At 56.3% G+C, this 22,325-nt stretch carries 15 protein-coding genes and 3 pseudogenes; 8 read left to right on the top strand and 10 right to left on the bottom strand.

Annotation, left to right across the window (positions count from 1 at the left end; translation table 11 throughout):
* Nucleotides 1-53: 53 nt before the first annotated feature.
* Nucleotides 54-1,163, bottom strand: coding sequence for an ESX-1 type VII secretion system transcriptional regulator EspM (gene espM / locus MUBE_RS00735; protein ID WP_116539084.1), 1,110 nt, complete (start codon nucleotides 1,161-1,163; stop codon nucleotides 54-56).
* 459 nt (nucleotides 1,164-1,622) lie between these two features.
* Here espM and MUBE_RS00730 point away from each other — a divergent pair, with 459 nt between their 5' ends.
* From MUBE_RS00730 to MUBE_RS00705, 4 genes are all read left to right on the top strand, one after another.
* Entirely contained in the window at nucleotides 1,623-1,904 is a 282-nt protein-coding gene (locus tag MUBE_RS00730) for a WhiB family transcriptional regulator (protein WP_116539083.1), read from the top strand.
* A 1,319-nt stretch (nucleotides 1,905-3,223) separates the two neighbouring features.
* Nucleotides 3,224-3,427, top strand: coding sequence for a hypothetical protein (locus MUBE_RS00720; RefSeq protein ID WP_133297008.1), 204 nt, complete (start codon nucleotides 3,224-3,226; stop codon nucleotides 3,425-3,427).
* A gap of 605 nt (nucleotides 3,428-4,032) precedes the next feature.
* The gene (gene gltB / locus MUBE_RS00710) at nucleotides 4,033-8,616 is read left to right on the top strand and encodes a glutamate synthase large subunit (protein ID WP_116539080.1); all 4,584 of its coding nucleotides are present in this window, start codon (nucleotides 4,033-4,035) and stop codon (nucleotides 8,614-8,616) included.
* Nucleotides 8,609-10,075 carry a glutamate synthase subunit beta gene (locus tag MUBE_RS00705; RefSeq protein WP_116539079.1) on the top strand — a complete coding sequence of 489 codons (1,467 nt, stop codon included), beginning with the start codon at nucleotides 8,609-8,611 and terminating at the stop codon, nucleotides 10,073-10,075. The genes gltB and MUBE_RS00705 overlap by 8 nt, the downstream gene beginning before the upstream one ends.
* A 901-nt stretch (nucleotides 10,076-10,976) precedes the next feature.
* Here MUBE_RS00705 and MUBE_RS19615 read toward each other — a convergent pair.
* On the bottom strand, nucleotides 10,977-11,108 hold the full coding sequence (locus MUBE_RS19615; protein ID WP_116539290.1) for an LLM class flavin-dependent oxidoreductase: 132 nt from the start codon (nucleotides 11,106-11,108) through the stop codon (nucleotides 10,977-10,979).
* A gap of 120 nt (nucleotides 11,109-11,228) precedes the next feature.
* Between MUBE_RS19615 and MUBE_RS00695 the strand changes: the two are divergent.
* Nucleotides 11,229-11,558 (top strand): annotated as a pseudogene (locus MUBE_RS00695) (hypothetical protein); the annotation flags it as partial.
* A 98-nt stretch (nucleotides 11,559-11,656) separates the two neighbouring features.
* On the opposite strand, the gene MUBE_RS00690 reads toward MUBE_RS00695, so the two are convergent.
* Nucleotides 11,657-12,301 carry a TetR/AcrR family transcriptional regulator gene (locus MUBE_RS00690; RefSeq protein ID WP_116539077.1) on the bottom strand — a complete coding sequence of 215 codons (645 nt, stop codon included), beginning with the start codon at nucleotides 12,299-12,301 and terminating at the stop codon, nucleotides 11,657-11,659.
* 77 nt (nucleotides 12,302-12,378) lie between these two features.
* Here MUBE_RS00690 and MUBE_RS00685 point away from each other — a divergent pair, with 77 nt between their 5' ends.
* Nucleotides 12,379-13,854 carry a flavin-containing monooxygenase gene (locus MUBE_RS00685; protein WP_116539076.1) on the top strand — a complete coding sequence of 492 codons (1,476 nt, stop codon included), beginning with the start codon at nucleotides 12,379-12,381 and terminating at the stop codon, nucleotides 13,852-13,854.
* A 111-nt stretch (nucleotides 13,855-13,965) separates the two neighbouring features.
* On the opposite strand, the pseudogene rraA reads toward MUBE_RS00685, so the two are convergent.
* From rraA to MUBE_RS00655, 6 genes and pseudogenes are all read right to left on the bottom strand, one after another.
* A pseudogene (gene rraA / locus MUBE_RS20685) lies at nucleotides 13,966-14,403 on the bottom strand (ribonuclease E activity regulator RraA).
* A gap of 24 nt (nucleotides 14,404-14,427) precedes the next feature.
* Nucleotides 14,428-14,808 (bottom strand): Rv3852 family protein, encoded by a 381-nt coding sequence (locus MUBE_RS00675; RefSeq protein WP_116539075.1) that lies wholly within the window; start codon nucleotides 14,806-14,808, stop codon nucleotides 14,428-14,430.
* Nucleotides 14,809-15,360: 552 nt separating this feature from the next.
* Complete coding sequence (locus MUBE_RS00670; protein WP_116539074.1) at nucleotides 15,361-16,017, bottom strand: DUF6474 family protein; 657 nt, start codon at nucleotides 16,015-16,017, stop codon at nucleotides 15,361-15,363.
* A gap of 178 nt (nucleotides 16,018-16,195) precedes the next feature.
* Nucleotides 16,196-16,594 (bottom strand): transcriptional regulator, encoded by a 399-nt coding sequence (locus MUBE_RS00665; protein ID WP_116539289.1) that lies wholly within the window; start codon nucleotides 16,592-16,594, stop codon nucleotides 16,196-16,198.
* A 1,267-nt stretch (nucleotides 16,595-17,861) separates the two neighbouring features.
* Complete coding sequence (locus MUBE_RS00660; RefSeq protein WP_116539073.1) at nucleotides 17,862-18,395, bottom strand: peptidase; 534 nt, start codon at nucleotides 18,393-18,395, stop codon at nucleotides 17,862-17,864.
* Between the two features lie 222 nt (nucleotides 18,396-18,617).
* On the bottom strand, nucleotides 18,618-19,223 hold the full coding sequence (locus MUBE_RS00655) for a superoxide dismutase (protein WP_116539072.1): 606 nt from the start codon (nucleotides 19,221-19,223) through the stop codon (nucleotides 18,618-18,620).
* 734 nt (nucleotides 19,224-19,957) lie between these two features.
* On the opposite strand from MUBE_RS00655, the gene MUBE_RS00650 reads away from it, so the two are divergent.
* Both MUBE_RS00650 and MUBE_RS00645 read left to right on the top strand, forming a co-directional pair.
* Entirely contained in the window at nucleotides 19,958-21,007 is a 1,050-nt protein-coding gene (locus MUBE_RS00650; RefSeq protein ID WP_116539071.1) for a DUF4328 domain-containing protein, read from the top strand.
* Between the two features lie 102 nt (nucleotides 21,008-21,109).
* Nucleotides 21,110-21,581 (top strand): annotated as a pseudogene (locus tag MUBE_RS00645) (glycerophosphodiester phosphodiesterase family protein); the annotation flags it as partial.
* Here the strand turns inward: MUBE_RS00645 and MUBE_RS00640 are convergent.
* Complete coding sequence (locus MUBE_RS00640) at nucleotides 21,578-22,132, bottom strand: ferritin (protein WP_116539070.1); 555 nt, start codon at nucleotides 22,130-22,132, stop codon at nucleotides 21,578-21,580. The pseudogene MUBE_RS00645 and the gene MUBE_RS00640 overlap by 4 nt on opposite strands.
* Nucleotides 22,133-22,325 lie beyond the last annotated feature (193 nt).

Genomic DNA, 22,325 nt, shown 5'->3' with positions numbered 1-22,325 from the left:
GCGAACCATTGAATCCCACGGTCTCGGACTATTCGATGTTTCCGGAATCCTCCTCAATTGATCTGACTAAGCAGGGCTTCGATGGCATCGACAACGCTGGCGGGTAAAGCTTCCTCTGCTTCTGCGAGGACGACCAGCTCCTCTGCGATGCCGGCTGCTTGTGCAGTCTCGCGGGCCGAAAGATTGGCTCGCCGCCGAGCGGCATATAGGCGCTGCGCCAAGGTGGCGCCTGGGGCGGTCGCCCCACGCCGCATCAGTTCGTCGTGGTGACAGCGGACCGCGCCCAGCGCTTTGATCAATTCGGGGGTAATCCGACTGATGCGAGTTGCGCGGATGGCAATCGCCTCAAGCTGGCGTAAATCAGCCAGGATTGGGGCTGCTCGCTCGGTGAACTGTGGATCATCGGTCGGCGGCAACGCGGCGATAGCCAGGCTGCAGCCATCTACGGCAGCGATGACAGCCTGCGCGATCAACGACGCCGGACCGTCAGGTGCCGGGACATCGGAGGTTGGGTCGTCAGGACGCGGCGATAGGGTGCGTGCTTCACTGGTGGCTGGCTCGCCCTGCCGGATCCGCGCGATCGTCCCGGCGGGCCACTGCAGGACCGCTTCAAGCTTGGCCCGGGTTCGTTCACGAGGCCAACTACGACCCTTTTCGAAAGCGATGAGTGCACCTGCGTTGATGATCCCGTCTGCTGCGAGACTGCGCTGGCTGATGTCGAGTTCACGACGACGTGCGGCGGCAGCAGCTCCAGCCCGAGCTAAACCCAGATCCTGCTCATTGGCTGCGGAGTTGCTCATGTCGTACGAGTCCTCCGCAGGTTGGCCATCATATATGGGCGGTTTTACGAGTTCAAATGTCAGCGCCTTGCCGTAATTGGGGTCCCCAAACCGGACGACGGTCTTGTCAGTGACCGTCACAGATGTCTTCCGTAATCCGTCGACGAACATGCCATTCGGGCTACTGTCGACGATCCGCCACTGCCCATCGAAAGATTCCGCCCGCAGATGTTTTTGGGAAATGCGTGGATCATCGATCTGCACGCCAGCCTGCGGCTCGCGTCCTATGGTCACGACGCCACGGCCAGGCTCGATCGCGTGCGACCTTTCGCCGCTGTGTACGACCAGTACTGCCGGTTCGGCAGGTGATTTGGCATTGGCCATTGGCGTTTATTCCTCGCTGGCAAGTGTGTGAGGCGGGGCATAGACGAGTAGCGGCGGGCATCAAAGCGGGCCTTCGGCCATGCTGATTCTAACCGTTGCATTCGCTCGATGGTAATGTTCTGCTATATTTGTGTCGTGCAGGACCGACACGTTGACGGCGAGTCTTGTTCCAGGTGAGCCGTGTCAGCGCTACGGTTTACTGTTTAGATCTAGATAGATATGGTTTATTAGCGCAGCGCCGCTGGAGCCGTCTCGCTCGATACGCCTTCGTGCACTGTGATAAGGCCATTTTCCGGCAGATTGACCCCGAGAAACTAGGATGGTCTCCGGGTGTAGTTACGCGGTGCCTGCGAGCCCTGGGACTGGCATTCCATATAACTGTTGCACTGCGATGGTTAATGCTATAAGATACTAGACAGTAGTACGCGAAACTGCGATAATTTCTGGAGGAACGTAGCGATGACCGCAACAGCTCTCTACGACATCCCGCTGGGCGTTTGCACGCAGGATCCTAACCGCTGGACAACCACTCCTGATGATGAGGCCAAAGCACTTTGCCGGGTTTGCCCGCGTCGTTGGCCGTGTGCCCGAGACGCGTGTGAGCTGCCAGGTGCCGAAGGGCTATGGGCCGGGGTTGTGATTCCTGAAGCAGGTCGGGCACGGGTGTTCGCGTTGAGTCAATTGCGATCCCTGGCCGAGCGCAACGGATACCCAGTGCGCGAATTCGCGAAATCGGCATAGCCAGCTGGTTGCTGGGTCACTGATTCGATGAGTCAGCGGTGGGGGTGTTTGGTGGGAAACTGCTACGCAGTTTCTTATGTGTGTGAGCCTGCGATCAATGGGTCCGACCGATGTCGAAACAACGTGAGAAATTAATTGATTTATTGCATTGTTATATGTCCGGCGTCTTTATGGCCAATTAGTACTTAACACAGGCCAAAAGATTGGGAAAGTTACAGTTGGCAAAGGTAACTTTTCTCAGCATCAGGGCATCCATGATCCGTGGACCAATTGCAGAAAATTAGTGACCAGATCGGTGATGCTTAGTGTTGTCATCACCCGTATCTAGTCACTCTTGGCTACCAACTGTTCGGTGATGTGGACGACGCGGAAGCAATTGCGCAAGCGACCTGTCTACGGTTAGAATGGGCCGACTCGAATGAGTTCTAGACGATATCCGCGGTTGGCTAATAGTGGTTACGAGCCGACTGCGTCCGGATTAGGTGCGTTCGGCGCGATCTCGCTATGAACGCCAAAGAGGTTTCGGCCAGTAGGCCGTGCTTGACGACTCGTGACCACTGGACCCAGCTGATCAAGTCACCCTCGACGACGAGATCCGCACAGCACCCTATAAAAATCCTACGCAGGCTCAGTCCCGCTGAACAGATGGCTTTCGTGCTGCATTTGGAACCTGTCGCTAACTGGCCCCGACGGGAGCGGACCAAGGTTCACTGCGGTGCAACTGAAGCTGAGCTAGGTGGTCTCCGCCGAGTATCAGCTCGTCACCAAGAAGTTCCTCACCGCATGCTCCAACGGTGATATTGTGGTCTTAGATTCGACGGTCTAGCTGGAGCGGGCACAGTTCTCGCGGATCCTTTACTGCCTCCACATGTCAACTACGGGCCGTATGCCGTGGCTACTAATCTGCTGCGCTATCGGGGGTCAGCAGTGATACTGGTTAACAATCCGATCGGGCAGCCGATGATGCTGGCTTTTGCCGCTAGCGGCTGTTCGCTGTCGTTGTGCTGACCATCCGCGAACACCGCATCTGCAAGATCGAGGCGACTGTTGACCCGGCAGCACAGGTCGTGGCGGTACCGGACACTCGTGGTGGGCTCGCCCAACCTGGTTAGTGCGAACAGGTGGTGCGGTGAACGGAGATGACGGGTGCGCTATGTGCTACAAGAAATCATGCACGCTCCCCCTGCTCGGTTATGACAGTTGCTGGTTGACGTGGCAGGTTGGTCGGCCTGGACGGAGTCAACGCGCGCGATAAAATGCTTGGAAGAAGGTCCATTGACCATGGGCAGCCGATCCCGCGTGACTCAGCCGAAGGATCGATGGTGTGGATGGTCACCGAACTTGAGCCGCTGCGAGTGTGCACTTGGATAGCTGCGAAACCCGGCCTTTTGTTTCAGGTAATGCCTCGGATCGACGACGCCGGGATCGATGTGCGGACGACGCTGGAGTGCACCGTTACCGGATCGTTGGCGTGGATGATGGCCTCGATCGCAGGGCCACGGATTCAGTTCCTACTTAGTTAGAGATGGAAAGCGTGGACCTCATGCCCACCGAACTCCTCGGGTGCTAAGCTGTCGACCCTGTGCCGTGCACCAGCTGCGGGCCGCTCCTGATCGATGAACCCACAGATCAACCACCAACGCTTGCCGTGCAACTATTAATGTCTCTCCAGTAGTGATCACCGACTGGTTTGCTCAGCAACGGTGCGTCACTAAAGTTATCTTAGCAAGCTTTATAGACTTTAATATTTTTAGCATTGCGCAAACTCGGTGGCGGCACATCGGAGTGTCGCCGGTAACTTCTTCGCCGAGTCCTGCTGTACAGCGTGTCGTAATAGTGTTGATCGGCAGTCGCAACGAATTTACGCTGTTGTCCGTAGGCAGGTTAGTATTAGGGAAGTTGGCATGTCAGGCGGGTTTTGTCATATCGTTTTACGATTTGTCTAGATCGGTCGCAGGGCCACCGTTCAGTGTTGTTATGGACGTATCGTCAATCGGATTTTCTCCGCCTGACGGGCAGCTTATCGACAAGACGGAAGGAGTCGAGCCCGCAATTGCCGGGTGGGGCTCCGCTGGGTTCGCTGATGAGGGTCCGCACAGGATGTTTTATAGTGAAGGGTTAGGTGGGAATGACAGCCAAGCACGTTGGGCTGTATAATCCTGCATTTGAGCACGATTCGTGCGGAGTAGCCATGGTCGTCGACCTGCATGGTCGGCGCACCCGTGACATTGTGGACAAGGCGATCACTGCGCTGCTCAACCTTGAACATCGTGGTGCGCAGAGCGCCGAGCCGCGCAGTGGTGACGGCGCAGGCATCCTGATTCAGGTCCCGGACGCGTTCTTGCGAGCAGTCGTGGATTTTGATCTGCCTGCCGCGGGCAGCTACGCCACTGGCATCGCGTTTTTGCCACAGTCATCCAAAGACGCCGCGGCGGCCTGTGCCGCGGTGGAGAAGATCGCCGAGGCTGAGGGGCTGTATGTCCTGGGTTGGCGAAACGTACCCACCGACGATTCGTCGCTAGGTGCGTTATCTCGCGATGCAATGCCCACCTTCCGGCAAGTGTTCATGGCGGGGGCCACTGGCCTGACGCTAGAACGCCGCGCCTACGTGATCCGCAAACGTGCCGAGCACGAACTCGGCACTAAAGGCCCTGGCCAGGACGGGCCGGGCCACGAAACCGTTTACTTTCCCAGCCTGTCGAGCCAGACGTTCGTCTATAAGGGCATGCTTACCGCCCCGCAGCTCCAGGCGTTCTATTTAGATCTGCAAGATGAGCGGTTGGTTAGCGCACTGGGCATCGTGCATTCCCGGTTTTCCACCAACACCTTCCCGTCTTGGCCGCTCGCGCATCCTTTCCGTCGCGTCGCCCACAATGGCGAAATCAACACCGTCACTGGTAACGAGAACTGGATGCGGGCGCGTGAAGCGTTGATGAAGACCGACATCTTCGGGTCGAGAGCTGACCTGGGGAAGCTGTTCCCGATCTGCACACCAGGTGCTTCCGACACCGCGCGCTTTGACGAGGCACTTGAACTGCTGCACCTGGGCGGGCGTAGCCTGGCCCACGCGGTGCTGATGATGATCCCCGAAGCCTGGGAATGCCACGAGTCGATGGATCCCGCGCGCCGGGCATTCTACCAGTATCATGCCTCTTTGATGGAGCCGTGGGATGGTCCGGCGTCGATGGCATTCACCGACGGTGTTGTGGTGGGCGCTGTGCTTGACCGCAATGGCTTGCGCCCGTCGCGGATCTGGATCACCGACGACGGTTTGGTAGTGATGGCTTCCGAGGCCGGCGTGTTGGATCTTAACCCGTCGAAGGTGGTCCGTCGGATGCGGCTGCAGCCGGGCCGAATGTTCCTGGTGGACATCACGCAGGGACGCATCGTCTCTGACGAAGAGATCAAGGCAGAGCTGGCGGCCGAGCACCCGTACCAGGAGTGGCTCGACAAGTGGTTGGTCCCGATCGAGAAGTTGCCGGTGGGCAAATACATGCGAATGCCTCATGATCGACTTATCATACGGCAATTGGTTTTTGGTTATACCTATGAAGAACTCAACTTGCTGGTGGCTCCGATGGCCCGTACCGGCGCCGAGCCGATCGGATCTATGGGCACGGATACCCCGGTTGCGGTGCTGTCGCAGCGTCCGCGGGTACTTTATGATTACTTTCACCAGCTGTTCGCTCAGGTGACCAACCCGCCATTGGACGCCATCCGCGAGGAGGTGGTTACCAGCCTGCAGGTCACCACAGGAGGAGAGCGTGACCTGCTTTCTCCGAACGAGTACTCATGCCATCAGATCGTGTTACAGCAGCCGATTCTGCGAAACTGTGAGTTGGCTAAGCTGATTCACCTCGACCCTAACGACAAAGTCAACGGGTATCCGCACGGCATGCGGTCCAAGGTGATTCGCTGTCTGTACCCGGTTGCTGAGGACGGTGCCGGGCTGGCTGCAGCCCTAGAGGAAATACGCGCGCAGGCTTCTGCGGCCGTCGCTGACGGTGTCCGGATGATAATCTTGTCTGACCGCGATTCCAGCGAAGAGATGGTGCCGATACCGTCGCTGCTCGCCGTTGCAGGGGTGCACCACCATTTGGTGCGTGACCGCACCCGTACCCATGTGGGTTTAGTGGTGGAATCCGGTGACGCCCGCGAGGTCCACCACATGGCCGCCTTGATCGGTTTTGGTGCAGCGGCGGTCAATCCCTATCTGGTGTTCGAATCGATCGAGGACATGCTCGACAGGGGTGTCATCGATGGGATAGACCGTAAGACAGCGTTGAGCAATTACGTCAAGGCTGCTAGCAAAGGCGTGCTGAAAGTGATGTCCAAGATGGGCATTGCGACATTGGCTTCCTACACTGGTGCGCAACTGTTTCAGGCAGTCGGCATTTGTCAGGATGTGCTGGATGAATACTTCAGTGGGCTGAGCTGCCCAATCAGCGGAATCGTCCTCGACGACATCGTTGCTGACGTCGCAATCCGCCATCGGCTGGCCTACTTGGACCGGCCAGATGAACGTGCGCATCGTGAACTCGAAGTTGGTGGGGAATATCAGTGGCGCCAGGAAGGCGAATACCACCTGTTCAACCCAGAGACTGTCTTTAAGCTGCAGCACGCCACACGTAGCGGGCAGTACAAGATCTTCAAGGAGTACACTCGTATCGTTGATGACCAGAGTAAGCGAATGGCTTCTCTGCGTGGACTACTTAAGTTTCGCACGGGTGTACGCTCACCAGTTCCGCTAGATGAGGTCGAGCCCGCCAGTGAAATCGTCAAGCGCTTTTCGACGGGGGCAATGAGCTACGGTTCAATCTCCACCGAAGTGCACGAGATTCTTGCCATTGCGATGAATCGGCTGGGTGGCAGATCAAACTGCGGTGAAGGCGGTGAGGATGTAAACCGATTTGAGCACGACCACAATGGCGATTGGCGACGTAGCGCTATCAAACAGGTTGCCTCGGCACGGTTCGGTGTAACTTCGCACTATTTGACGAACTGCACTGACATCCAGATCAAGATGGCGCAGGGTGCGAAACCTGGTGAAGGTGGCCAACTTCCGGGGTATAAAGTGTACCCGTGGATTGCTAGGGTCCGGCACTCTATCCCGGGTGTCGGTCTGATATCACCCCCACCGCACCACGATATTTACTCCATCGAAGACCTAGCACAGTTGATATACGATCTGAAAAACGCGAATCCGTCGGCAAGGGTGCATGTTAAGCTTGTTTCTGAGAACGGGGTGGGTACGGTGGCTGCAGGGGTATCCAAGGCGCACGCCGACGTGGTCCTCATCTCGGGGTACGACGGTGGTACCGGTGCAACCCCGCTGACATCGATGAAGCATGCGGGTGCGCCATGGGAGCTGGGATTAGCCGAGACTCAACAGACATTACTGCTCAACGGATTACGGGACCGAATTATAGTTCAAGTAGACGGTCAACTCAAGACCGGTCGCGACGTAATGGTCGCTGCACTACTCGGCGCCGAAGAATTTGGCTTCGCTACGGCACCACTGGTAGTTGCCGGCTGCGTCATGATGCGGGTATGTCACCTGGACACTTGCCCGGTTGGTGTGGCTACCCAGAATCCGGTGCTGCGCGAGCGGTTCACCGGCAAACCCGAGTTCATTGAGAATTTCTTTATGTTTATTGCCGAAGAAGTCAGGGAATACATGGCGCAGCTGGGCTTCCGTACGTTCAATGAGGCAGTCGGCCAGGTGGGTGTACTGGACATGACGTTGGCGCGGGCGCACTGGAAAGCGCACCGGCTTGATCTGACACCGGTGTTGCACGAACCGGAGTCGGCGTTTATGAACCAGGATCTGTACTGCAGCTCGCGCCAAGATCATGGTCTGGACAAGGCGCTCGATCAGCAGTTAATCATGATGAGCAGGGAAGTGTTCGCTTCCGGTAAGCCGGTTAGGTTCTCCACGACCATCGGCAACGTCAACCGGACGGTGGGTACCATGCTCGGCCATGAGCTGACGAAAGCCTATGGTGTTCAAGGTCTTCCAGATGGAACCATCGACATCACATTCGAGGGATCCGCGGGTAATAGCTTTGGCGCCTTTGTTCCCAAAGGGATTACGCTGCGTGTCTATGGCGATGCCAACGATTATGTCGGCAAGGGTTTGTCCGGTGGACGAATTGTGTTGCGGCCGTCTAAGAATGCGCCGAAGAACTACGTTGCTGAAGACAATATCATCGGCGGCAACGTGATTCTGTTTGGCGCTACCAGCGGGGAGATTTACTTACGCGGAGTGGTCGGCGAACGGTTCGCGGTTCGCAATTCTGGTGCCTACGCGGTGGTCGAGGGCGTTGGTGATCACGGTTGCGAATACATGACCGGCGGCAAGGTGGTCATCCTTGGCCGCACCGGCCGTAATTTTGCGGCCGGAATGTCCGGAGGTGCTGCTTATGTCTATGACCCCGACGGCGAACTTCCGGTCAACCTGAACTGCGAAATGGTTGAACTCGAGACTCTTGACTCCGATGACGCGGACTGGCTCCGCGGCACAATCCAGGCACACGTCGACGTTACCGATTCCGCTGTTGGCCAGCGGATCCTGACCGACTGGTCCGAGCAGCAACGACACTTCGTCAAGGTAATGCCGAAGGACTACAAGCGGGTGCTGCAGGCGATCGCATTAGCCGAACGCGACGGTGTGGATATCGACAAGGCGATCATGGCGGCTGCACATGGCTGATCCGATTGGCTTTTTGAAATACACACGGCGAGAATTACCAAAGCGAAGGCCTGTTTCATTGCGGCTGCGCGACTGGAAGGAAATCTACGAAGAATTCGATAAAGAGGCCTTGCGGCATCAGGCGACTCGGTGCATGGATTGCGGTATTCCATTCTGTCACAATGGATGTCCGCTAGGAAACTTGATACCGGAATGGAATGATTTGGTGCGTCGAGGGCTTCAGCGCGCTGCGATCGAACGGCTGCATGCCACAAACAACTTTCCAGACTTCACTGGTCGGCTATGTCCGGCGCCGTGCGAGTCGGCGTGTGTACTCGGCATCAATCAGGATCCGGTAACGATCAAGCAGATAGAGCTGGAGATCATCGACAAGGCCTTTGAGGAAGGTTGGGTGCGACCACTGTCACCGCAACAGCTGACCGGAAAGACCGTTGCTGTAGTGGGTTCCGGTCCGGCGGGCCTGGCCGCTGCTCAGCAATTGACCCGTGCAGGTCACAGCGTGACTGTCTTCGAGCGCGACGACCGCATCGGTGGGCTGCTTCGGTATGGTATCCCGGAATTCAAAATGGAAAAGCGCAACCTAGAGCGACGGCTAGATCAGATGCGAGCTGAGGGCACTAAATTTTGGCCTAACGTCAACGTCGGAATCAGTATTACCGTCGAGCAATTGCGTGTCGATTTCGACGCGATCGTCCTGGCCGGCGGCGCGACCGTTTGGAGAGAGCTGCCCGTTCCCGGCCGGGAGCTAGATGGCGTTCACCAGGCGATGGAGTTCCTGCCGTGGGCCAACCGGGCGCAGGAGGGAGACGACATCTTGGGGGACGATGGACAGCCGCCCATCACCGCCAAAGGCAAAAAGGTGGTTATCATCGGTGGAGGCGATACCGGGGCGGACTGCCTGGGCACGGTGCACCGGCAAGGTGCGATTAATGTGCACCAGTTTGAGATCATGCCGCGTCCACCAGACACCCGCGCCGTATCCACACCGTGGCCAACCTACCCACTGATGTATCGAGTGTCAGCGGCGCACGAAGAAGGTGGCGAGCGAGTATTTTCGGTTAACACCGAAAAGTTCGTTGGCAAGGACGGTCGGGTGTGTGCGCTTAAAGCTCATCAAGTGGCGATGCAAGACGGTAAATTCGTTAAGGTTGAGAACTCTGATTTCGAGCTTGATACCGATTTAGTGTTGTTGGCGATGGGATTCGTTGGCCCGGAAAAGCCGGGCCTGCTCACCGACCTTGGGGTGAAGTTCACCGACCGCGGCAACGTCGCTCGCGGCGCAGACTTCGATACATCGGTTCCCGGTGTTTTCGTTGCAGGCGACATGGGGCGTGGCCAATCGTTGATCGTTTGGGCTATAGCCGAAGGTCGGGCTGCAGCGGCGGGCGTTGATCGGTACTTGATGGGGTCAACCGTGTTGCCAGCACCGGTCAAGCCAACGACTACACCGCTTCAATAGTAACATCAATCACACTAAAAACAGGCGTATAATTCTTGGCGAGTCTTCCGTCGTTTGTCAGATAAAAGGTGTTTAATTATCTGTTGTGGGCTTCGTCATACAATAGGTTGCGGTGGAGTCCGTCTGGACGGGCCGATCGCAGAGGTGACCACTGTGTATATCAAGCCAGTACCTCAGTCACGGATAGGGCGAATCGCCTGGTCATGGCTTCGTCATCCAGTGAAAAGCCGCGAGTTTCCCGCCAAACACGAGCGTTTGGTAACCGCTGAAGAGCTACAGCTACTCGGCGTATGATCGCCTGCGTACTACGCTCGTACGTGTACAAAATGTTTCCTTATTTGTATTAATCTGTTATCTGAGCGATACTATTGCGGATCGCATAGCTTTAGGCGACTATGACTTGGGTTGCCATAGCATCGAATCCTCGGATCGTCTCCGTCCGTGGTTCCAAGATGGCGAGGTCGTGCGGCAGAGCGATGTATACGGTGTTCAGTTCGTCCAGATCTTTGGCTGCCCGCGTTGGACGAACTGTCCTTCGTTGCATTCTGGTTCCAGTCGAAGGTGGGCTGACAATGTGACCTCTTGCGAGTCACACCCAATGCCTGCACAGTAGGTGGCCAGTACTTCTAGCTCGTGCGCGAACATCTCGGAGTAGGCCGCTGACAAAATTCCAGTGCTGGGCCATAGCGCGCTGTAATTTGCACAAGGTAAGGTGCGTTTCTACTCCGCTGCTGCCGATGCAGACTGGTGTATGCGGGCGTTTGGGGTTGTTGCGGGCCGCGGTAAGTTAGTAGGGTTGCCGTTGAAGTTGATTGCTTCTTAGCCTCGGCAGGTTGGTCAATGTTTGGCAAGTTTCCTCGAGCTGGGCAAAGCGTTCCTTGATCGTGTCCAACTCGATGTCTTATACGTTGCACTCCTGTTCGTTCCAGCCCGCACCAGTTACTAGCTCGAGCCGTCCGTTGAGGATGATGTCAAGCGTAGGAGCTGTATTGGCCAGTAAGGTGGGATGGCGGTAATGAATTCCAGTAACCAGTGTACCCCAGGCGCAGCTGGGTGGTGATCTGAGCGAACGCGGTCAGCGTGTATTCGAAACTGTCATGGATTCGGCCTCGAATGACCAGCTGCATGGTGCGTGTCGTCTGCAACGATCACGTTCGACGTTCAGGTGGTATTCACCGTATGCCGCGACCATGGCACCGTGGTGGAAATCAATTCCTGTCCCGAGCATCGCAACCTGCTCACCCGGCTGCTGAAGTTGGCGCTAGACATCGGCTGTGTGTTCGGCATCAATACGGATGCGCACGTTCTCGGCCAGCCGGCTTTTCTTGATTATGGCGCCCAGCGCGTGGTGGACACGGGTGTTCCCGCGGATATGATTGTCCACATTCGGCCTGTCGAGTGGTTATGTCTTACTAGGTGCAGTAGTTCGAAATTGAGACCACGGTCGACCAACATCTTGCGTGTGATCGCTGACTTGCCATAGTGATGATGTGCCTGGTCCACGACCGTGTCAAAATAATCTGAGGCCAGACGGCTGCCGATTCCCCCGAATGGCAGCAGGAGAGTGTGACGGCTAGATAGCTAGCGGGCTTCGCCGTAGATACTGTTGACCCAGATGTGTATCAAGGTGTCGAGCACTCGGGACTCCGGTACGTAAGGCTGTTCGGCGGTGAATGAGGCGAAAAGTGCCCGTTCGTTCATTAGGTTGAGCGCAGTGGCTAATTCCTTGGCGGGCAAGGTTTTTGGTGCCGCGCCGCGTTCACGTTCAGCCTCGATCACGGCGGCGGTGTAAGCTGTCCACTTTTGTATGAAGGTCGACCATAATTCCCGGACTTCGGCATTGTCTCTGGCTACTTGGCCCGCGCGGGTCACTGCCTTGTGGGATCCGAAGGTTTCAAAGAACACGTTGATTCCGGTGCGCCACTTATCATCACGTTCGGCATCTGGATTCTCGATGAGGGTTTTTAGGGCAGCGTCCGCCTCGTTGAACACGCGGTCTAGCAATGTTAATAGTACAGTTTCCTTGGAAGCGAAATAGAAATAGAACGTAGGCCTCGAGATCCCGGCGCCTTTGGCCAAGTCATCGACCGAAATGTCGGTCAGTGGACGGTCCTCGAGAAGTCGCTCAGCGGTGGCCAGGATAGCTAGTTCACGGTCGTCACCGGACGTGCGGGTGCTGCGTCGGCCTCGGCTTTGCGAAATCTGGTTGGCAGTGGAAGTGGTCACGGCAGACAGTCTACATTATGTCGAAAATTTCGACATAATGTTGACTACTTCGACGAAGTGTTGATAGTATAGCTGCCATGACTGAGACCGAGCACCTGGATGTCGTTGTCGTGGGCGCCGGTATCTCCGGTGTGAGTGCGGCCTGGCACCTGCAGGATCGTTGTCCGACCAAGAGCTATGCAATCCTGGAAAAGCGCAACGCCATAGGTGGCACCTGGGACTTGTTTCGGTACCCTGGCATTCGTTCCGACTCTGATATGTACACGCTGGGGTTCCGCTTTCGTCCATGGACCGAGTGTCAAGCGATTGTCGATGGTAAGCCCATCCTCGAATATGTCAAAAGCACCGCGGCCATGCACGGCATCGACAAACATACTCGGCTCAACCATAATGTCATCAATGTTGATTGGTCAAGCATAGAGAATCGCTGGACAGTACAGGTTGAAAATAATGGTACGCCATGTACGTTTTCCTGCTCTTTTCTGTTTTTGTGCAGCGGCTACTACAATTATGAGCAGGGTTATACTCCGACCTTCCTTGGCTTGGAGGACTTCACCGGCCTGATCATCCATCCGCAGCATTGGCCGGAGGATCTCGACTATACCGGCAAGAACATCGTTGTGATTGGCAGCGGCGCCACCGCAGTCACGTTGGTTCCAGCTCTTGCGGATTCGGGCGCCAAGCATGTCAAGATGCTGCAACGCTCACCTACCTACATCATCTCCCAGCCGACTAAAGACAAGATTGCTGCTAGACTCAACCGATGGCTACCCGATAAGTACGCGTACAGTGCTGTGCGCTGGAAGAACATCCTGCGGCAATTGGCGCTGTACGGGGCATGTCAGAAATGGCCGAAGCGGATGCGAAACATCCTTCTGGGCTATGTGGAGCATCAGCTTCCCGAAGGCTATGACGTGCAGAAGCACTTCGGTCCGCACTACAACCCGTGGGAGCAGCGGCTGTGTCTGGTCCCTAACGGTGACTTGTTCCGAGCTATTCGCGAGGGGAAGATCGATGTAGTCACTGATGCCATTGACCGGTTTACTCCGACCGGCATCCGGCTCAAGTCGGGAAACGAGTTGCCGGCCGACATCATTATCACCGCAACCGGATTGAACCTGCAGCTGTTTGGTGGCATGACCGTAACCGTTGACGGACAGCTGGTGAATCTCGCCAAGACTATGGCCTACAAGGGTATGATGTTGTCCGGCTTGCCCAATACCGTTTATACGGTGGGATATACCAATGCGTCGTGGACTCTGAAATCCGATTTGGTGTCGGAATTCGTCTGTCGGCTTCTAAATTATATGGACACCAACGGTTTTGACACTGTGGTAGTCGAGCATCCGGGTGCCGGCGTCGCAGAGCGGCCGTTCATGGATTTCACCCCTGGCTACGTGCTGCGCTCACTTGATATGTTGCCCAAGCAGGGTTCCCGCACGCCGTGGCGGTTACACCAGAACTATCTGTGTGACATCCGACTGATCCGGTTTGGGAAGATCGCCGACGAGGGTCTCCGGTTTGCTAAAAAACCTGCTTCTTATACGGTTTAGTGGCGACCGCAAGTGCGGCGGAGCCGGACGAAGCGGATCGCCACCATCTAACCGTGGTAGCAGAGCTGGAGTAGTTCACTTCAGCTAAATGACGACAATACCGTCGTCGTTTTAGGCTACTTCTCCCGGTACAAATGTTACACCGCCGAGGTTGACCTTGACGTTGCGTTCTCCGGCGCCAGTCTTGGTGCTCTTGCGAGGGTTGGCGTTTAGCGCTTTGATGTCGATATTTATGCTGCACAGCGCGGCCACGTCTAGTACCGCACCATTGATGACCAGGCCAGCCCAGTCGTTATAGCGAGTCAATTCGGCGATCACGTCACCGACCAAGGCGGTGTGCAGGGAACCGGCGCCGTGTCGATCACTAACACGTCACCCTACACCCGGTTGGGAGAGTACTGATTTGAATAGTGCATTGTCTTGGAAACAACAGACGGTACTGATTGGGCCGGCAAACTCCGAGTGGCCGCCGAACTGGCGGAACTGAAGATCGCAACTGCGCACGTTGGTCCCGATGCTGTCGACGGTTGGCCGAAATGACACGGTCACTGGGATGCTGGTCTGCGGTAACGGTCAGCGACGTCGCAGTTGGCGGATTAGTAGCAGGGCTAACAGACCGAGCGCCAGAGCGATCACTAGGACCGCCGGCGAATTCTTCGTTTCTGACGCCTCAGCACCGCCGGTAACCGGGTTGCCGGCATCCTCTACTGCTGACTTCGCTTGTGCCGCAGTATTTTTAACAGCATCAAGCTGGCCGTTGGTTTCGATCCGCTGCTGCAGACCAAATGGCTGGCCAGCCGTTTGCGGTGGCGTAGGACAAGGGTTTTTAGATGGGGCTTTTTTGACGGGTGCCTTTTGGGGAGACGCTTTAGCGGTCTGGGCGGGTGCGTTCTTCACCGGCGGTATCAACGCTCCGTCAGATTCGCTGTTGGGTGGATTGTGCGGGTCTGGCATGCGGCCGCTCCTCTACAGCTTTCTCATCACATATCAAGGTTGCAGAAATGCTTTCGAGTCCCATTATGCCAGCTAAATGCTCGGGTGTATTGGTTATCAGGCTTGTCACCGCCTGCGCCGCGCTACCCACAGTACCCCCGCAGTGACAAGCGCCATAGTCGCACTCCAAACGCCCAGTCAAGGATATCGCTGCCGGCGTTGGTGGCAGCGGCGGTGGGTCCGGCTGTGTCGGTGTCGGGTGCCGTTCGTCTAAACGACCCAGAAACCACATGACCATCGGCGGGATGTCACCCGGTAGTGCATTGGGGAGCTGCTGGCCGGCCCACGCGGTCGCACACGGATGCTAGAGACCGCGCTCCGTACGGGGTCGGTTCGCGCCGGTAGACCACTATGCCCGACGACCGTCTCCTGTGCTAGTTAGGGATGTGGTTAACGCCATGGTGACCAAGCAATAAGCTGACCCACGTCGTGATGCGTATCACAAGGGGGCATGTCAGGCTGCTGCTTTCTATGTCGGAAACGGTACGCAACGGCAGTCAGCTGTGGCCGCGGTCAGGTCAATCCCAGCCGCGCCATCAGGTCAGCTTCAATGCCGTCGAGTTGTGATGAGATCGCGGAGTGCGCCGCTCGGCGACGCGCGGCCGGCATAGTCTCTGCGGCGGTGACAGCCACCGAAAGATCGGTGAGTCGTTCGGTGATTGCAGAGACGAATTGCTCGGTCTCAGCGTCTTTCGGCTTTTTCTGTTGCACCACCAGCAGCGATTGCTCGGATCCGGCGATGCGTGCCGACAGCCGCGCGCCGGGTCCGGAGAACTGGCCGATTTGAGCTAGCGGAACGCCAAGTTTGTCCGCCCAGCGTTGGTCGATCAGCGCACGGGCGGCTATGGCTGCGCGGTATATCAACGGTGTCAGGACCGGGGCTAGCAACCGAGTTACCGTCAGCACCCGGCTGATTCGAGTCGGCGATAGCAACTTGCCTTCCTTGGCTGTCTTGAGCTTTGTCTCGGCAATTTTTAGCGCTACACGGTCGCTGTCTCGCTGGGCTTTAAGTCGGGCTTTGAGGGCTTTGTCGGTGGTGCGCTGGGTGCTCCTGAAGAGGCGTGCCTCGTTTTTGGCGGCCAGCCGGGCCTCAAGTTTAGCGCGGGCCTTAATCGCACGGGCTTTCGCGCGACGTGTCGCGCGGCTCTTTCGCTTGCGGAACAGGCCCATGCTCCCACCACCTCTCGGTATCTCGTGGACTATTGCTGTGCGTGAGCGGTCAGCCAACCCTAATCGGAATGAGCCGACGGTAGGTCGTTAGGTCGCGCTAGTAAAGAAATACAGCACGCAACGACAGGCCGGTCGGCGAGTTGCAGGGGGTGAGCGTCATGCCGTCTGCCCAGGTGACTTAAATGTCAAGATGTTCTGCACGCCGCAGCTCTTCTACTCGATCCACGATGTCCTGCTGGGCTTGAGCAGACAACCCGAAGGTCCGTATCGCAATACGGCGCACACCTTCGTCGCGCATCGTGGCTAGCCACGCTAATTCTTGGTCGAGTTTTTCGTAATATTCGTCGTCGGTGAAATAGGCCGATTTGATGCGAAAGAAGTTGGCAAGGGCGGCCATCGTTGCTGACGATGGGTTCGTTCGATTGCCAGAGCGTAGCTGTGACAGGTAAGGAGCCGACATGGTGATGCCTTCCGCCTTAAGCGCCGCGATTACTTCAGCGGAGGTGTGCGGCCCGCGTCCGGGTGGATACACCGTGTCGAACAGGCGGTTTAGGCGGGCAGCGAATGTCGTGTTCATCGATGTGACCTCCACCGAGCTAAAAGAACGACTAGTCGTCAATTAAGTGTTTGCTGATCATGGTAGCTACAGTTGTGTTCCCAACCAAGCGCAGACTCATAATAGATTCCATAATGGTGTTTCAAGTAGGTAGCGACATGACTCCTGCAAAGTAGGCAACTGAGACACTGAGATGTCTATAGGGTGAAAAGAATTCACAGGTTATCTACAGAAACTACCCCGGGAACTTGCGTGGCATTTACTTTTCTTCTTGATTGACGCAAGGTTCGGGCAGACCGTGAAGATGAATCTGCTTGATATTAAGTAACCAGCAGACAACGGGAGTTTGCTAGGAATTGCTTTTAGTGCTTGGCCTTGGTCAGTTGGTTTCGAACGAGCCAGGATGAACTTAGTGGACCGGGCTACCGCTGCGTTACTCTCGGTTGGGATTGTCAAATACGGCCGGGTGATCGGTTTTGGGTGCCAACGACATCTCAGACAGTGCCTGGTAGTCTCCCCACAATTATGCAATTAGGGCCACCAACGCCATCGCTGCAATCACGCCGATCGCCAAGCTGTTTGGTTAAAATCATGCTCACAGTGAGGCCACTAGTATACGTCAGTCTAGTTGTGGTTGCTGGTCAATGTAACCAGTTAACCTGTCGCTAACGTCGTCTTGTCGCTCACCTCGGAGAACACGTACTGGCGACATCACGGTGAGTAGCGCGAATCACGGTTCTCGGTTAGCCAACACGCTACCTCGGTTGGCTTGGCTTTCCCGCCAAGCCCGCATCGTAAAAACCAGAAAAGCTGGCCGCAGACACTAAGGCCATCGAACGTTCCGGCCGTATTGTGTCCAGGAAATGGCTGATCGACACCGATGCGTTGTGCACCATGGACGCGATGATCGCCACCCTAGTTAGCGCCACCTATTATCGGTAGCGCAGTATGTAGATCATGGTGATCAGCTGAGGTCTGTTGCCGAGTTCGGTGAGGAAGATTTTCCCTGAGACTTAGCGGCGTGGCGACAAGCAGAGAAAGTGACCCTTTGATGTGTCGTCGCTAAATATTCAGTCGTCAAACATCGGCAACAGTTCTTGTTCCTCCCGGATTTGACCGGTTCGTTGGACGAACTTTCTGCCAGTATGTCAACTCCACAATTTGTGGCTATTGCTCTTCGCTACCGTTTCCAGATTAGTGGGAAAACGTAGTGTGCGTTAGGAAGGCGATGAAGTGAGGGCATCTGAATTCTGTGATTCGGTGCCCAAAACGTTTCGTTTGAATTTTCTTATGCAGCAAGCAACATTGCTAGAATCGCCGTGTCGGGATGGCTGATTGGATCGACGCCGACGCGGCTAACCATCGAAGTGACAGTGCCGTCGGCTTCTGCCTCCACCCAAGCCGCCCGATGTTCTAAACCTAGGTATGGCAAGCCCGGCAGTAAGACGCATCCTGACGCTGCCCCTGCGCATTCGGGCAATGATGGCATTGTTTCTGAGGGCGGATGTAGTATTAGCAATGCATGCGGTTGGTGTTTTGCGAAGTATCCTGGCTGAATAGCTGATTCACCGAAGACTGTGCCCTCGGCTAATACCAGGCCGACGGTGCCCGGTTCGGGTTCGTCAGGCAACTCTTCGCGGGCACCAAAGACAGTTGTGGTGGATAGCAGTCCTGGTAATGATGCGATTCGTACTGCGACCATCAACAGTTGGGTCCATTCTTTTGTTGAATCAGGCCAACGCCCGGAGATTACAAACCCTTTCAGGGCACCACGAGAATGGAAGGGGGCAACCCCGATAGGCAGATCTGACCCAGTTTCCATCGCGCCCTCCGCCGGACTTTGCTTAATCCTCCGTCTGAGTAACTACACTGGTTCTGAACAATTCAGCATGCCTTCTGTTTCGGCGGTGTGCAACTTGACACGACAACCTGTTCTCGCGTTTGCCCAGCACCTGAATTAATAGGGTCACTAAAAGCTTGGGCGTCGCGCGAATCGCGCGACGCCCAAGCTTGACTGAGATTGGGGTCAGCCAAATATCAGCCTTTATGTCTTAGATGTTGCGGCCGCGTAACGTGACTGCACATCCGCCCAGTTGACGACGTTCCAGAACGCCTTGACGTAATCCGCCTTAACATTTTTATATTGCAGGTAGAAAGCATGTTCCCACATGTCGACCTGCAACAGGGGAATGATGCCGAGTGGAATATTGGCCTGTTGGTCATACAGCTGGAATGTCAGCAGTTTACCGCCGAGCGTGTCGTAGCCGAGTACCGCCCAACCTGACCCCTGCAGGCCATTGGCGGCTGCGCTAAATTGAGCACGGAATTTGTCGAACGACCCAAATGTCTCATCAATGGCTGCGGCGAACTCGTCGGTCGGCTTGTCGCCACCGTTCGGGGATAGGTTCTTCCACCAGATGGAGTGATTGACGTGGCCGCCCAGATGAAAGGCCAAGTTTTTCTCGTTCAGGAAGATCGCGGAGTGATCGTCTTTGGCACGTGCTTCATCCAGTTTGGCAAGCGCATCATTAACGCCTTTGACGTAGGCGGCGTGGTGCTTAGTGTGGTGGATTTCATTGATCTCACCGGAGATATGTGGTTCTAACGCCGCGTAGTCCCAGTCTAAATCAGGTAGGGTGTATTCAGTCACAGTGTTCCTTTCGTTGGTGATCGTCTGACGCTCACCCGCACAGCTTCGTCGTGCGGCGACCTAGCGTAGTTAACGTTGCTCCATGACCACGCGCGCCGCAAGAACGATCGCTATGAGTAGTTACTTCGGGTACCCGGTGGGGTGAATTCAAGACAAAATGATGAGAGCGAGAATCGCCAGCAGTGCCAGGGCAATGAGTCCGGCTCGTAGTGCGGCAATGCTGTAGGAATGGTTCCACGCAGGCGAGCCTGAATACGAATTCGCCGGGGCGGTCGAGCTTGGGCCAAACGACGATGTGATCATCAAACACCCTTCGCCAGCACACTCACCACTGAACAGTGAGATGTATCACAACTAACTGTGGTGATCTTGATCATAATGCCTTTGGCACCGCTTGAAAAACCCACCCGGAAATCAATGCACTGCGAGGCAATTGAGCTGCGGACTCTCGTTGAACTAGTGTGGTCGGCGGCTATGCTATGAACGGATGCATTTCCGGGTCATCGATGACGTGTCGGCGGGTGGCTAGTACAGTACACTGCTTTTGTTCGAGCGACTGGCTGGGGCTGTGAATTGGTATCGTCCGTGACGGCCATATGGTCCACAGTAGGAATGCAGCGTGCCGACTAAAGTGGGCTTCTGGTGGAATTTCTTGTTGTGGATAACTTGTGGAAACTGTGAATAGCCGCTCCTAAGCGAGCGTGACCCGGGTAGGTTCCCATTAAGCTAGTCCGGTGATCCAGGTGTGCTCTCAATGCGGCACTCGGTGGAACGTTCGCGAACGGCGACGTGACTGTTGTCCCCGTTGTCATGGGGCTCTAATGGCGCCTCAGGCAGAGATGCTCGCGGCCGTGCCGCAGTGGAATTATATAAATAGTCGCTTGCCGGCGGGTAATACGCCAGGGGTTCCCTGGTGGCAGCGCACCCCGCCGCGCCTGCCGCCGGGCTTCCGATGGATAGCGGTACGCCCCGGCGCAGCACCGTCAGATAAACGTCAGCCCCGGCACCGCGGCTCGACCCCGCGTTACGCCGTAATGCCGCGTTGGGGCCTCGCTGACCGGGTCGACCCGCATCTCACCTCGGTGCAGGCACCGGTGAAATCAGGGCCGTCGTCAACGACGGTGCGCATCACCCTGTTTGTGGGAATGCTGGTGTTTGCCCTTTCAGCATTGGTGTACGTCGTGCGGTATGTGTTGCTGACCATCAACCGGAATATGTTGCTGGACTCCTGGGTGGCGGTTGCTTCGGACTGGTTTGGGGTGGTCGCTAGCTTGACCGCGATCGCCGCGGCGCTGGCGTGTGTTGGGGTGTTGAGCCGGTGGCTTATCGCACGGAGGGCGGCCGCATGTGCACATCACGCCGTACAGGAGCAGCGTTCTGCCCGGGAGTTGTGGACGGGTTGCCTACTGCCGCCGGCCAATCTGCTGTGGGCTCCGGTGTACGTCGTCGAACTGGCTCTGATGGAAAATCGCTACACTCGACTGAAGAAGCCAATCGTCGTGTGGTGGATCGTGTGGGTTTTTAGCTACGTCATTTCGGTTGTCGCTATCGTTACCAGCTGGGCTAAGGATGCTCAGGGCATCGCGAACAACACTGTTGCGATGGTGTTTGCATACCTGTTGGCTGCAACGTCGGTTGCCGTTGTTGCCCGGGTCTTTGAAGGATTCGAGCGCAAGCCAGTCAAACGGTCCGCACATCGCTGGGTGATGGTAGTCTCAGAGCGCCCGGTTGTATGTACATCTGCAGACCCAGTTGAATTGGAAGGGCAAGAAGCAGCAGTGTAGTGGTCATGACATGGGCCAGCAAGTTGCTTACCGGGCACCCACTTGTAGTGTACTACCGCGGTATGCCGGCCACTCTCCCAGAATACATTTCTGTTGCCATGACTTCATCTCCTTGTTTCGCTGGTTCTGGACTGGCGCCGACCGGTGAAGATCTTCGTCGAGACCAAACACCCGGTGTCCGGTATGGCGCGCTGGTGGAAAACGAACTACGGGCGCTCCTGCATCGCTTCAGCGTTGCCGCGCCCGCATCCCGCTAACCGATCCCGCGCGGTTGTGATGTCGTTTTCGGCGGTCGTGGTCTGGCGGATTTGGAGAATCGCACCGCTGCTGCTTAACAGGATCAGCCGTTACTTTCCTAGCAGCGCGGCGACTACCGTCGGGCCTTCGTTGTCAACGTTGAATGGAGTATCTGCAACTCATGGATCGTGCTGGGGCCTAGGGCCGGGCGGTGTGTTGCTGGAACGTGGACGATTACGATGACATCGATTTTTGCCACGATATCGGTGTAGCTCGGATTGCTATGCACTACCCGGGTCACACGAAGACGTGGTTGCAAAACGGCCGCATCGGTTAGTTCGGCGACAGGTGGCCACCGGCAGCGTTCGGTGTGGTTACGCTGGCTGACGCCGAATCCACCTCACGGGCGACGAAGTTCTCGAGGTCGAACAGGTTGGCTCCGGCGCGATCGGCGACTCGTACTAGGGTGGTCATGAGGGCGACCTCTTTGATCTGCTCTTGGAGGAACCACTGCATGAACTGTTCGCCTAAATAGTCGGTCTCGTCGCGCGCCACAGCAGCGAGTCGACTCATCTGCTCAGTGACCGCACGTTCCTGATCTAGCGCTAGCGCTAGTGCGTCGCGCGGCTTGTCGAATCGATTGCGTACCGTCTCCACTCCGGGTATTTTGACGTGTATATCACGATCGAGCAGATGCTGTACCAGCATCATCGCATGATTGCGTTCTTCGACCGCTTGGCTGTAAAAGTGTTTCGCTAATTGCGGCAAGTCGGCGCCATCGAAATAAACCGCGATCGCTAGGTATTGCTGCGCGGCCGTGAATTCGTTGGAAACCTGTTCTTGTAATAATTCGTGAAACTTAGTCATAGATCCATCATAATCACCCATGAGCGCATACTAGCGCAGTTAGAAATGGTATGCAACGAAGATATCACTTACTCAGGAAAGGTTTTCCTAACCACTCCCGCGCAGTCTAGAAAATTGCCCAATTACAGGTTTTCTCAGGTAAAGCAAGGCTACGTTAAATATGCTAATTTCTTGGGTTAAGTGTTTGGTGTGATGCCGATATCGGTGTGGATCG

Origin of the sequence: Mycobacterium uberis (assembly GCF_003408705.1) — a bacterium.
Taxonomy (GTDB): domain Bacteria; phylum Actinomycetota; class Actinomycetes; order Mycobacteriales; family Mycobacteriaceae; genus Mycobacterium; species Mycobacterium uberis.
The sequence above is the reverse complement of the archived record's forward strand: the minus strand, read 5'-3'. Positions and strand labels throughout refer to the sequence as shown.

Excerpts from the sequence above, each read along its gene's own strand:
- espM (WP_116539084.1), bottom strand. The coding sequence starts at position 1,163 with ATGGCCAATGCCAAATCACCTGCCGAACCGGCAGTACTGGTCGTACAC.
- MUBE_RS00730 (WP_116539083.1), top strand. The coding sequence starts at position 1,623 with ATGACCGCAACAGCTCTCTACGACATCCCGCTGGGCGTTTGCACGCAG.
- MUBE_RS00720 (WP_133297008.1), top strand. The coding sequence starts at position 3,224 with ATGGTGTGGATGGTCACCGAACTTGAGCCGCTGCGAGTGTGCACTTGG.
- gltB (WP_116539080.1), top strand. The coding sequence starts at position 4,033 with ATGACAGCCAAGCACGTTGGGCTGTATAATCCTGCATTTGAGCACGAT.
- MUBE_RS00705 (WP_116539079.1), top strand. The coding sequence starts at position 8,609 with ATGGCTGATCCGATTGGCTTTTTGAAATACACACGGCGAGAATTACCA.
- MUBE_RS00685 (WP_116539076.1), top strand. The coding sequence starts at position 12,379 with ATGACTGAGACCGAGCACCTGGATGTCGTTGTCGTGGGCGCCGGTATC.
- MUBE_RS00675 (WP_116539075.1), bottom strand. The coding sequence starts at position 14,808 with ATGCCAGACCCGCACAATCCACCCAACAGCGAATCTGACGGAGCGTTG.
- MUBE_RS00670 (WP_116539074.1), bottom strand. The coding sequence starts at position 16,017 with ATGGGCCTGTTCCGCAAGCGAAAGAGCCGCGCGACACGTCGCGCGAAA.
- MUBE_RS00665 (WP_116539289.1), bottom strand. The coding sequence starts at position 16,594 with ATGAACACGACATTCGCTGCCCGCCTAAACCGCCTGTTCGACACGGTG.
- MUBE_RS00660 (WP_116539073.1), bottom strand. The coding sequence starts at position 18,395 with ATGGAAACTGGGTCAGATCTGCCTATCGGGGTTGCCCCCTTCCATTCT.
- MUBE_RS00640 (WP_116539070.1), bottom strand. The coding sequence starts at position 22,132 with ATGGGTGATTATGATGGATCTATGACTAAGTTTCACGAATTATTACAA.